The organism is Streptomyces sp. NPDC005955 (assembly GCF_042871255.1).
GTDB lineage: Bacteria > Actinomycetota > Actinomycetes > Streptomycetales > Streptomycetaceae > Streptomyces.
This window is the reverse complement of the sequence record NZ_JBIAIF010000003.1, coordinates 176582-188562: the sequence shown is the minus strand read 5'-3', so window position 1 is coordinate 188562 and position 11981 is coordinate 176582. Positions and strand designations below refer to the sequence as shown.

General features: G+C 67.2%; 11 protein-coding genes. All 11 read right to left on the bottom strand.

All coding sequences use genetic code 11. From position 1 onward, the window contains the following. Positions 1–242: 242 nt before the first annotated feature. Positions 243–1028, bottom strand: a complete 786-nt coding sequence (locus tag ACFYOU_RS09235; RefSeq protein WP_391304386.1) for a metallophosphoesterase family protein — start codon at positions 1026–1028, stop codon at positions 243–245. A 51-nt stretch (positions 1029–1079) separates the two neighbouring features. Next, positions 1080–2282: an ATP-dependent carboxylate-amine ligase gene (locus tag ACFYOU_RS09230; RefSeq protein ID WP_391304384.1), complete on the bottom strand. Its 1203-nt coding sequence runs from the start codon at positions 2280–2282 to the stop codon at positions 1080–1082. 32 nt (positions 2283–2314) lie between these two features. Next, entirely contained in the window at positions 2315–3088 is a 774-nt protein-coding gene (locus tag ACFYOU_RS09225; RefSeq protein ID WP_391304383.1) for an inositol monophosphatase family protein, read from the bottom strand. A gap of 1 nt (position 3089) precedes the next feature. Next, positions 3090–4328: an acetyl-CoA carboxylase biotin carboxylase subunit family protein gene (locus ACFYOU_RS09220; protein WP_391304382.1), complete on the bottom strand. Its 1239-nt coding sequence runs from the start codon at positions 4326–4328 to the stop codon at positions 3090–3092. Beyond that, a complete protein-coding gene (locus ACFYOU_RS09215; protein WP_391304381.1) occupies positions 4325–5497 on the bottom strand; it encodes a hypothetical protein in 1173 nt (390 codons plus the stop codon). Before ACFYOU_RS09215 ends, ACFYOU_RS09220 begins: the two co-directional genes overlap by 4 nt. Before the next feature lie 133 nt (positions 5498–5630). After that, positions 5631–6521 carry a hypothetical protein gene (locus ACFYOU_RS09210; RefSeq protein ID WP_391304380.1) on the bottom strand — a complete coding sequence of 297 codons (891 nt, stop codon included), beginning with the start codon at positions 6519–6521 and terminating at the stop codon, positions 5631–5633. After that, positions 6518–7438: a hypothetical protein gene (locus tag ACFYOU_RS09205; RefSeq protein WP_391304379.1), complete on the bottom strand. Its 921-nt coding sequence runs from the start codon at positions 7436–7438 to the stop codon at positions 6518–6520. Before ACFYOU_RS09205 ends, ACFYOU_RS09210 begins: the two co-directional genes overlap by 4 nt. Then, entirely contained in the window at positions 7435–8706 is a 1272-nt protein-coding gene (locus tag ACFYOU_RS09200; RefSeq protein ID WP_391304378.1) for an MFS transporter, read from the bottom strand. The genes ACFYOU_RS09205 and ACFYOU_RS09200 overlap by 4 nt, the downstream gene beginning before the upstream one ends. Next, positions 8703–9395 (bottom strand): methyltransferase domain-containing protein, encoded by a 693-nt coding sequence (locus ACFYOU_RS09195; RefSeq protein WP_391304376.1) that lies wholly within the window; start codon positions 9393–9395, stop codon positions 8703–8705. The genes ACFYOU_RS09200 and ACFYOU_RS09195 overlap by 4 nt, the downstream gene beginning before the upstream one ends. Beyond that, entirely contained in the window at positions 9392–11383 is a 1992-nt protein-coding gene (locus ACFYOU_RS09190; RefSeq protein ID WP_391304375.1) for an alpha-hydroxy-acid oxidizing protein, read from the bottom strand. The genes ACFYOU_RS09195 and ACFYOU_RS09190 overlap by 4 nt, the downstream gene beginning before the upstream one ends. A gap of 18 nt (positions 11384–11401) precedes the next feature. Continuing rightward, positions 11402–11977 carry a thiamine pyrophosphate-dependent enzyme gene (locus tag ACFYOU_RS09185; RefSeq protein ID WP_391304374.1) on the bottom strand — a complete coding sequence of 192 codons (576 nt, stop codon included), beginning with the start codon at positions 11975–11977 and terminating at the stop codon, positions 11402–11404. Between the last annotated feature and the right edge of the window lie 4 nt (positions 11978–11981).

Below are 11981 nucleotides of genomic sequence, written 5' to 3'. Positions count from 1 at the left end.
GGCCGGTTGTCCGCGTCGTCCAGAGCCTCGGGCCACGCCGAATCTCGGTCGGTCGCTAGACACACAAGGAGTGATGCGGAAGACCTCTCACCAGTATCGGCCACGACCAGACGCGTTCGGGTCGACGAGGATCGGAGGAATCCTTGATGGAATCCCCGCGCACTGCTGACGAATCGCCAGCCATCAGCACTTGCGCCCCCGCACCGTCCGAGAGCACGACCCCTATGGGTGTTGACGCTCGGCTAGGAAACAGCGCGTCCGTCCCGAGGACCGAACGTGCGGACCGCCTCGGCGTCCGTAGTGATCGCCCGGACGTAGTGCTCCGCCCAAGCACGGCAGTCCCTGTATCCGGAATCCTTGGCCACCCGTTCCACAGCACCGTCGAAATCGAACGGGGTGTGCCGCAGTTGCACCTGCCCTCCGTGCATGAGGGCCCAGGAACTTCCGGGCCTGCCGTACGGCATGCCGATGCTGCCAGAGTTGACGACGAGACGCTGGTCGACAAGCCGCAGGAACGGCATGTGGGTGTGTCCGCACACCACTGTGCGGACATCGTCGGGCAGATCGGCGAACACTTCCGCCCAGCGGTCCAGACGGGTATCGACGAGGACGACCTCGTCGTCGTCGCGCGGCGTCCCGTGGCAGAAGAGCACCTCACCGAAGCCCTCGACCTCCAGGGTCACCGGATGGGGAAGTTGCGCCAGGAACGACACGTCCTCCGGGCTCAGCTGCTCAGCGGCCCACAGGTCGATCTCCCATGCCTGGTCGACCGGGTACTCCCCCCGTGCCATCTCGACGAGCTCTCGATCGGCGTTGCCGCGGACCAGGACCGCCTTGTCCCCGAGGGCGCGCAGCCGGTCGAGCACCTCGACCGGCTGCGGACCGGCCGCATGGTCACCGGTGATGACGATCAGGTCGGCAGCCAGGACATCAGGCTCGTCCAGTACCGCCTCCAGGGCCGGTAGCACGCCATGAATGTCGGACAGGACAGCGACACTTGCGACCATCTGGTGACCCTTCGAAGACATCGGATACTGGAAGGCAGCCAGCGTTCATCCGGGCTGCGGATGGAGTGCATCCTAGTGGTGGCCCTCTGACACCTCTAGTCGGAAACGGGACAGTACATCAGCCATGCGTTCCTGTACGACTTTCGAATCAGTCCCCTCGATATGAACATGGCCGCTAGAAGCATTGGAAGCCCTTGGCGGGTCGAGACGATCGCCCACCTCTACGGTGAGCACGCCGGACAACACACCGGGCATGGAGGTTAGTTCCGCAAGAGGCGAGATACCCGATACGACGCCGCGACGGACCGGCAAAAGCAAGTGACCCACTGAGCGGTCACGAGTGTATTCCAGTAGCGGCGGGCGGCCGACATAGACGTCCGTTACAGCGGCCAACATATCGAACCCCCGGGAAAGCCCATGACTGGTGGGCAATTCGGCTCCGCCAATACGAGCCGCGATCTCTCCCATGACGAAGGATCCGTCATGACCGATGAAGAACTCGGCATGCAGATAGCCGCTGCGGAAAGCAAGGGCGCCGGCGAGGCGTTGGGCCACCGCGCGTCCGTCAACCGGTTCGGGCTCCGAAGGGGCCAACGTGATGTCCGCATTCATCGCCCCCGCTAGGGCATCCAGCACGGGCGCCGGATTGACAGCAACGTACGCGTCCTGCACCCGGCCCTCATGCACCAGGGCACACAGCTGATGCTCGACGCCCTGTACGTACTCCTCGGCAAGCCATCGCCTCTCGGGGCGGCTCCGCAGTGCCAGGTCGACCGTGCCCAGCTGGTCGACGTCCACTTTCCAGGTGTCCACCGCCGAACCGGAGACGGCTGGTTTGACGATGACGGGCCATCCGTACCGGTCGGCGAATTCCTTCACCTCCGCGATCGAGGCGACCTCGCGGAATCGCGCTGCCGGGAGTCCTGCGGCGGCGAACAGTTCCTTCATGGCGAGCTTGTCGGTAGACAGCCGTACCTGCCGGGGAGACAGGTGCGGAAGTCCGGCGGCAGACGCGAACCGGTGCGCCAAGGACTGCGCCGACTCGTCGGGGTTGCAGAAGAACGTAGGACGGGGCAAGCCCATGCGTGAGAGCCACCGTTGATACCGTTCAGCTTCCGCCTCTGCCGAGATTCCGGCACGGAGTGGGAACACCGGTCTGCCGTCCGGCACTTCCACGCTCGACGTCTGTGGACGCAGCAGTACCGTGTCGATGTCCGACCGTTCGAGAACGTGCCGGGTGAAGCTCCGGCGTCTGCTCACAACCAGCAGCAGCACGGGGCGCCCTGCGCGGCGGGAACCGGACGCGGTCACGCCATGCCCTCGCTGACATGGGAATGCTCTGCCAGCAGCTGTACCAGTGAGCGCACCACCTCCGGCCGCCCCGAAACGTCGATCCTGGTGCGCCTGGCGGATCGCCGGTGCATCACAATCCGGCCACTGGATTGGACAAGGCCGTGGCCCGCGGCCGTGTCCCACCACGGAAGCGCCACCGAGATGTGCGCGTCCACCGAGCCGGTGACCACCCGTAGGAGGTCGCATGCCGCCGAACCGGTGCGCTCCACGACGTAACGCTGCCCCACCAGGCGGAGGATCGCTCGCGCCTCGACGAGTTCGGCGGCACCGTACGGAAGTGCAACAGCCACTCGCGCGCCCGTGTCCACCGCAGGCAGGCAGTGTCTGACGTCGCCGTCCAGTGCGCCGTCACGCAGAGCCATCCACTGCCCGTCCGCCGGGCGGACGATCGCGGCGGCCAGGCACCCCGAGTCGGACAGCGCGGCGACACTCACCGCGTAGTGCGGTGATGCGCGGACGAAGTTCGCCGTCCCGTCAAGTGGATCGACGACCCAGGTCACGCCAGTGTGGCCCGGCTGGTAGCCGGACTCCTCCGCGAGAATGGCGTCACCGGGCCGCATCTTGCCCAGCAGGTCCGTAATAACCGATTCAGCCCTGATGTCTGCCTCGGTCAGCAGATCGCCCAACCCGCTCTTCCGGCTCACCCGGTATCGCCGACGAGCCGTGGTACGGATCTCCACCGCCGCGCGCCGCGCGATTCTGATGGCGACTTCCTCGATCCCCGTCATGTCACCTCACCCCGCTTCCCTCTCCCTCACGCAGTCGACCCTGGACCATGTCGATCACCTGATCGAGGCGGGACGTGACCTCGTCCTCGGACCGCCCCCGTACCGTGACCGTGGCCGCTGCCTGATTCCAGGCCGTGGGCCGCGCCATCAGGTCACCGGGACGAAAGCGCAACTGTGTGTCGATGATCCACTCGGTGTCGGGCAGCGTGAGGTCGGCCTCCAGACGGCCGGGGGGCGCGTACACCAGGGCGTACCCGGTGAGGTGGTCGGCCGGGGGAGCCGGCGGGGTGATCTCCTCACCCAGGTGCGCCCGGACGGCCATCTCGTCGAGGTTGACTCCGGTCCGGGAGTAGAAGCCGGGAATGATGCCGCCACCACCCGGGCGGCCGCCGATCTCGCAGAAGACCACGTCCTCCCCGCTCAGGAACACCTCGTGATGGGTGACCCCGCTGAAGTGCGGATAGCAGGCCAGTACCTCACGATTGAAGCGCAGCAGCCGGTCGAGTGTCTCCCCTTGTCCCACAGCGACGTCCCGGAATGCCCCCAAGTGACGGTAGGACGTCGTCTCCTCGATGCTCCTGCCGGCGGTTGCGGCGAGCGGCACGCCCCCGCTGACGACGCTGTCGATGTGGAAGAGGGTGCCGTCGATGTGCTCCTCCACCTCGTACGCATCGGGGGTGAGATCGCCCTCGGTCGTCGCGTCGAGGAATCCGCACAGGTCATCGAGGCAACCCAGGATAGCGATCCCGGCGGAGCTTTCACTGCGGCGCGGCTTGGCCACCACTTTGCCGTGTCGAGCGAGAAGGCGTTGTGCGGCACTCTCGGTGAAGGGCGCGTAGTCGGGAACGCGGATGCCGTTCTCTCTCAGTCGATCCTTCATGATGACCTTGTCGCGGTAGCCCAGGACCTGCTGTTCGGTGGGTCCCGGCACCCCCAGCTTGTCCCTCAGTCTGGCGGCGGTCAGCAGCAGCCCCTCGCTGATGGCCACGACACTGTCCACGGGCAAGTCGGGAGCGTCGTGGCGCATGAGCGCCGCGGCCTCCAACAGTGTGTCGTCGCCCCGGGGAATGCCTATGACCGTTTCCAACTCGTCACCGCGCGCTTGGTCCAGCTTGCGGATGTCCGTGAGGAGATGGACTCGGTTCTCGTCCGCAGGCAGGAACTTCCGACCGTCCACGTCCTGGTAGTACCGGTACCCGATGTGGTCGATCACCAGCACATGCCTGCGCAGTACACTCATCGCTTGCCGCACAAGGCGTAGCGGGCGGCCAGCTCGGTGGCCGCCTCCTCCACATCGGTCAGAGTCAATTGTTTGCAGGTGTAGCCGAGTTCCTCCTGCATGATCTCCATGGACTCGTCGGTGAACTCGACCAGCCCATCCGCGGTGATCCGAGCGATCCCGTCGTGGCGCTGACCATCCCGGTTGATCTCCTCGGCCTCCCGCTGGCCAAGCCGCGGAGGCAGGTCCAACGAACTCCCTTCTCGGGTGATCCGCACCGGGTAGCCGCCGGGCAGTCCGTGCCAGCCAGGTACGTGGACGGTCGCCTCCACCCCGGTCACCAACGGTTCCAGCACACTGAGTGCAGAGGCCGAGGTCAGCAATTGACCCTGGCGTCCCCCTGTTCTGCGGTACTGGGAGCGCAACGAGTGGAACAGGCCGTCGACCGACAGGTGGTCGGTGACCTCCTCGTCCCCCCGCCAGAAGGTCAGGTCGTAGGCCGCGCCGCCGCTGTTGCCGGTCCGGGAGATCCGGTGGCTGACGAAGTGGTGTGCCACGAAGCGGGGTTGCACATCGGCGGGCCCGCATCCGAGGAACGCGGCCGCGCTCGTCCTGAGCGCGGGCACGGAGTTCGCCACGTTGCCGATGCCGAGCGCGGGGCTGAGACCGGCCCCGGCGAGCACAGGGTGCACCGCATCCGGGTAGGCGGCGTTCACCACGACCGCACTGGTGCCTGAAGCGCGCACCGCCTTCATGAGCTTGAACACTGGGTCCAGGTGCATGGGGAGCCAGGGCCCGAAATGGGCGGCGCCGATGCGGGCGAAACGGACGGCAGGAAGATCGGAGATGACGTACCAGGACTGGCGGCTGGCTGCCGAGAAGATGATGTCCGGGTCGAACCGGGCAATGGTCTCCGCAGTGCCCGACACGTCGGCGAGGTCCTGCACGAGGGGTTCGACCGGGCAGTCCCGGCCCAACTGCGTGGCGGCGAGTGCCACCGTGTTGGCCGCGCGGATGACCGCCTCTCCGTCTCGCCCGAGGAGTGCCAGGTGTCGCGGGTGGGGGGTGGTGGTCAGCCCGTGGAGCACCCGCAGCGAAAGGTCGCCACAGCCCACGACGAGGATGCGGACGGGACGGTCGAGGTCCCGTCGGACGTGGTCGTCGGAGCCCGCCGTCCGTGGCGGGCTCATGATGTCGCTCCGGCCGAGCGGACGGACCGGCCGGACACCGGGGCCGGTTCGGTAGGACGGCAGCACTTGGGCAGGCGACCGGTGCCGTGCGGGACGCAGTTGCGGATTCGGATGTCTGGCATGGGGAGGCGCCCTACCTTTCGTTCTGGTGACTGATGACGCGTACAGGCCCCTGATCCCCACGGATGGGTCCCATGTGCTCGCCCCGCTGGAGCCAATCGAGCCCTTCGTCCACGTCGACCCCGAGGCCGTCCGCAACCTGACGCACCGTGGCTGCGGTCAGCCGGCTGGCGGACAACCCGGCAAGGTGCTCACGTACCCCGTCCTCAATGGCGCCGGTCTCATCGAGCAGACGTTTGGTGATGGGGTACCAGCTGCCTCCTGATATCAGCCTGGAGTGGGCGACCGAGGTGGCTGCTGCGAGTATGTGTTCAAGTGCGCCCAGCAGTTCACCTGCTGCGACGTGATCGATCGCCAGCAGCAAGGCGCAGGAGGCCCGCCCCCGCCACCATGGTCCTGCGGCGGCGACGAGTGCGTCGGGACAGACCGGTTTGCCCACGTCACCGTGGACCGGGGCCGACAGTGCTGCCTCGCTCAGCAGGATGTAAGAGGGCACACCACCTGCGGTCTTGGGATAGGAGTGCACGGTGAACGTTCCGAGGGCGGCCCGTTGCTGCTCTTGCTGCAGATGGGCGAACGGCCGGAGGCAGACATCGATCCTCGGGGACACCGGGAGCGTGAACTCCGACTCTTGGAAGGGATGTCCGGGGTTGGCGGTGTGCAACGGATACGGATGCGCCTGTTCGGTGCCGGACGGGAGGAGCCGGTGCAGCTCGCCGAGTGTCGGGAGCGCTTCCTCCGTGTACGCGAGAATGTCCCAGTCGCTGTCAGGGCTGGTGGGCTTGCCCCTCGCTCGCGAACCGGCGATGCGGACGGACCTAACCTGGGGGAGACCGGCCAAGCCATCGACGACGGCGCGGACCGTTGAGGGGAGTTCGGGGGCCTGCGACTCGGTTGTGCTCATTCCAGCTCCTTCTGGGTACGGCCCGATTCGGCCTCGGCATGGCCCTGTCCCGCGAGGTAGTCGACCGCGGTACGGCCGTGCGGGGCCCCACCTAGGCCGCGCAGGAGATCTGCCGAGCACTGGTCGAAACGGGCGAAGATAGCGGGACCGGGCTCCGAACCATGTTCCAGAAGGCTCCCGGCCTCCTGGAACAGCCGTGGCGGCTGATTTCGGATGGCAAGGACCGCGCCGATGTGGCGACCGAGGTTCTTCACCTCGTGGAGGACGCGGCCCTCGGCGGCTAGCGCGCTGAGGAGTAGGTGTTCCACGGCCAGCCTGAACAGGACCAAGGCGTCGAGGGGCAACCGGTCGGCGTGGGCGGACATGGCCTTGTTGCGGAAGTGGACGGCCGTGAGGTAAGTGGTGGCGCAGTGGAAGGCAGGCAGCCAGCGAACTCCTGTGCGTTCCCGCCAGAGTTCCGTCGTCTCGGGCCCGTGGAGGACCTTCCCCCCGCGGAGCCTGGCGAGGAAGCGGATCTCCAACACGTCGAGCACGGGGAGTTCCAGATCGGGGGTGGCTGGGTCCTGGACGCGGGACATGCCTGATGCGAGGGTGGCCAGGTCATGCAAAGGGCGTGGTCGTAGGACGTCCATGTTGATGACGGGGTTGCCAGGGATGATGTGGTTCCGGACCAGGCTCATCGGTCGAAGAACCGACCTGGTGTCTTCGTGGTCCGGCGTCCAATCGTCCGGTGCATCGAGCACCAGCACGTTCACGTTGGAGCCACGCATGGCCACGCCCTCAGCGGTGGATCCGACGAGGAGGACGCTGCTCTCCTCGGGCCAGGGGAAGCGCCGCCCCAGCCATTTGAGATCGTCGACGATGGCTCGCGTGCAGTCGTCCTGGGCAGCCATGGCACTAAGGGCGTCGTCGCTCAAGAGTTCCTCATCTCCGGTAGGCGGCGTGCCTGCCGCACGAGCAACACGGCCGGGACGCAGATCAGGCCGCCGACTGCGGCAGCCAACAGCGTGGTATCGGTCGAGGTGATACCGGCGAACGCACCGGTCAGCGAGTACGAAATCGGGACCAGCACCTGGGACAGTGCCCAGTCGATCCCGAACATGCGCGCCACGTAGGCCCGTGACACGGCGCTTTGCAAGAGGGCCCCCCAGAGAACCGCGGAGACGGCAAGCGCCGCGTTGATCACAAAGCTCCCGATCAGTGCGGGCACGAGCGCAGCGTCGAAGGTGAATCCCACGAGTCCGCCCGCCATGCCGCCCCAGGCGAGATAGAGCCAGACCAGCGACCGTCGGCCCAATGACTTCCCGCCGACGAGGAGCGCTCCGCAGATCTGACCGACCCCGCCGACGGCCAGCACCAGGCCGTAGGTCTGAGCGCCGTGTGCCCCGTCATCGTGGAGGATGAAGGGCACGAGGACGTTCCACGGTCCCATCACGCAGATCACAGTCACGGCTCCGGCTGCGAACGCGTAGAGCAACCACTTGTGCCGCCATACGTACCGGAAACCGTCGAGGCTCTCCGCCAACATGCTCCCGGGGCCCTGCTCTTCCAATGGCTCGTGCTCGGCGCTCACCTTGCGCAGGAGGACGAACGACACGATGAAGGTCAGCCCGTTCACCACAAACACCCAGTCGGCGCCCGAGCTGGCGACCAACGCGCCACCGAGGGCCGGCCCGATCAGCCGCCACATCAGGGGGCGAATGACCTGGTCGGCGGAGTTGGCACCGACCAGGTGCTCCGCCGGTACCACCGTCTGCACCATGGTGTTGAAGGCCGGGACGAAGGCGGCTTCCGCAGCGGAGAAGACGGCCAGCCCCAGATAGAGGTACCAAGGGGTGAGCAGGTCCGCCAGGCTCAGCAGCCCGATGGCCGCCATCACGACCGCACGCAGCAGGTCCCCGGCGAGCATCACTCTACGGGCCCCGTACCTGTTCACCCAGGTGCCGGCGAGGAGAGCAGCGGGCAGAGCGGTCACCGCCATCACCACGCCGATAGCGGCCAGTGCGGTAGTCGTGTCACTCAGCGACAGCACCAGCCACGGCAGGGCGACGAACATCATGCCGTCGCCCAGGAGCGAGACGGCGAACCCGGTCCACAGATAGCGGAAGTTCTTCTTCCTGAAGGGCTGGAGCTGCGGCGAGCGCCCGATCCGTACCAGCAGGGTCGACCGGGGCTCCGGTGTCACTTGAGCCCCCCTCCCCCCTTGGGCAGCTCGAACAGGCAGTGCCAGTGGAACGAACCGGGGGCCACGTGCTCCTCGTCGTGCGCCCTGACCAGCGCCGCCGGTTCATGGATCGCGATCATCTCTGCGGCGTCACAGTAGAAGTGCGGATGCACCTTGTCGTCCGTTGCCTCCGGCTGGACGAAGGCCCCGGGCCCGACCTCGATGCCCCTGCCGTGATGATGGTTGCGGCGCGAGAGCATGGTCAGTTGGTACAGGCCCCCGGGCCTCAGCACGCGGTGGATCTCGCGTACGTGGCTGCGCACCGCGTTCCGGTCGCCGTGGTAGATCGCGTTGTACGCCAGCACATAGTCGAAGTGGTCGTCGGGATACGGCAGGCGGTTCATCGGCCCGATCCGCAGGTCGAGGTCCACGCCCGCTTCCTCCGCCGCCGCGCGACTCTGGTCGATCGCGGTATCGCTCGCGTCGATCGCCCAGCAAACGAAGCCGGACCGAGCCAAGAAGACGGCGTGCCGACCTATCCCACAGGCCAGGTCCAGTACGTCCCGTACCTTCCGCTTGCGCAGCAGGTCGATGGTGTCCGCGACCCAGGGGTCGACCGTGGACCAATCGGCACGGCCACCCGTGGTCTTCCATATCTCATCCCAATGGCGATGCGCCGTGGTGCTGTGGCTGGAGTCCGATGAGGTCATGCTTGCTCCCGTGAACCGGTCAGTTGGTGGCTCATGTCAGTGATGACGGGGGCCCCGAGCAGGTCCATGGCGTGGCCCAGGTCAGACACAAATGAAGCGAGTACCTGTGCGACGCCTTCCTGGCCGCCCGACGCGAGCCCCCACAGCACCGGCCTCCCGACGAGGACGGCGCTCGCGCCCAGGCTCAACGCGGAGGCGATGTGCGCCCCGTTGCGTACACCGGAATCAAAGAGAACGGGCACCTGGCCGCCCACGGCCGACACCACGGCGGGAAGCGCGTCCACCGACGCCACGTGCCGGTCGGACTGCCGGCCGCCGTGTGTCGACACCTGCACCGCGTTCGCGCCCGCCCCCACCGCACGTTCGGCGTCTGTCGGATTCAGGATTCCCTTCACGATCAATGGGAGACGGGTGCGTGACCGCAGGCTCGCAAGGTCCTCCCAGGACACGGTGGGGTCGGGGAAAATCTCTGAGACGAGGTCGGCCGCGGTGAGCGAGGGCGTGCGCCTCCTGCGGTGCCCGAGGAGGTCGAGGAAGGACGGATCCTGCACGATGGCGGGTGGTGCTGCGTCGAACCGGCTGAACCGGTTGCGTGCGTCCCGGCTGCGTCGGCCCACGACCGGCACGTCCACGGTGACCACCACCGCACCTGCCCCGGCTTCTTCGGCCCTGCGAAGCATCGACCAACTGACCTCGCGCTGGCGCAGCAGGTAGATCTGCTGCCACAGACCGGGCGCTGCCGGCGCGACGTCCTCAACAGGTCGCGAGCTGAACATGGACAGGGTGAAGCCGAGACCGAGTGAGTGGGCTGCCGTTGCGGTGGCCACCTCTGCGTCCGGATGGCACAACGCCTGTAGACCCATCGGGGTCACGAGGATCGGCGCGGCCAACCGCTTGCCGAACAGCTCGGCGGCAGTGCTGCGTTCCGAAACGTCGCGCAGGACCCGCGGAACGTGCATGACGGCGTCCAGTTGATCGATGTTGCGCCGGACACCGGACTCGTCGCCCGCGCCGCCTGCGCAGTAGTCGAACGCCGCCTCCACCATCAGCGAGCGGGCCCGCTCACGATCGGTCGGGGCGTCCGCCACGGCCTTGACATCGGGTACGGCCCATTGCTCCGAGGCCTTGGCGCCGTCGGGTTGTCGCCCGTCCGACATCCGAGCGCCGGAACCCGGGCCCCGACCGGCCACCGATATCCGTTCGGTGAGCTCGAACAGCCGCTCCACGCTGGAGAGTTCCGCTGAGACTGAGGTCAGGCGGCGGGTGCTCATGACCTCACGCAGTATCCGGGACGTCCCTTCCACCAGGCTCCGCATGATCACATTGGCGAAGAGGACCGTCACCGGTCCGCACGCTGCGAACGTCTCAGCATCGGTGTCGGGCAGCACCGTAGGCGCCAACACCATGGGCCGCAGCGGCGCGATCTCTGCCACCACCGACATCAACTGGTCGGAGCTGGCCCGGTTGGCCTGCGCGAACAGGGCATCTGCGCCGGCCGTCGCGTAGCAGCGCAGTCGATCGACGGCGGCATCCGCCCCGTGGCCGGCCACCAGCGCTTCGGTTCTCGCGATGACCTTCAGGGAGCGACGAGCGGCCACCATGGCGGATATCCGGGCAGCGAAGGCATCCGGGGCCAGCAGCTCCCGGCCCCCGAAACGGTCGTCCAGCGAGTTCCGCTTGGGGAAGAGGTTGTCCTCCACGCAGATCGCGTCGGCCCCGGCCTCCTCGTACAGTTTGGTCGCAAGGACAGCCAGTTCATCGCTGCCCCGACCGGTGTCCGCGTCAACGTAGATCGGCAGCTCGGTCACAGCCCGTATCGCGCGAACGATCCCGGCTATCTGGTGCGGCTCCAGCACTTCCCGGTCGGGCACTCCGAGGCTGGTGGACATCTCCAGGCTGCCGAGCCAGAGGACGTCGGCGCCGGCTTCCTCCGCCAGGAGCGCTGTGATGGGACTGTGCACGCCTATGCCCATGCGCAGCTCGTTCATGGGGGTCACCTCGTTTCGTCAGGTGTCGTACACGCGATAGCAAGTGGTGAACCGTGTGGTGATCTCTGCGGGGTGGTACGGGACCCGGGGGGGTGGCGGCCCGGAGTTGGCTGCCGTACGGACGTGGACGAAGCCGGGCTGCCTCGCGCCGGCGGCCTCCGACAGGGCCTCGGAGAACGTATCGAGATCCTCGGTGACCGACACCGCCGTCGCGTACCCGGCAGCCCGAGCAGCTCCGACGAAGGAGAAGCCAGGCGCGGGTGAGCTCTGCCCACCGGTGCTCTCGTAGACCTGGTTGTCCAGGACGACGTGTACGAGGGACCCGCGTGCGGTGGGAGCCAATGCCATGGCGGATGCGCCCATGAGGGTGTTCCCGTCACCCTCGACGGCGAGCACGGTTCTGCCCGACCACCGGGAGAAGCCGATGGCAAGGGGCAGCGCGAGACCCATGCTGCCCATCATGTAGAAGTTCTCATCACGGTCGGCGATCGCGTGCAGTGCTCGGGGATTGAGCCCGTTACCGATGAACACCGCCGCGTCTTCGCGCTCGGCCGTGCAGGCAAGCCGTGCGAGCACGTCGTCCCTGGTCAGCATCCGT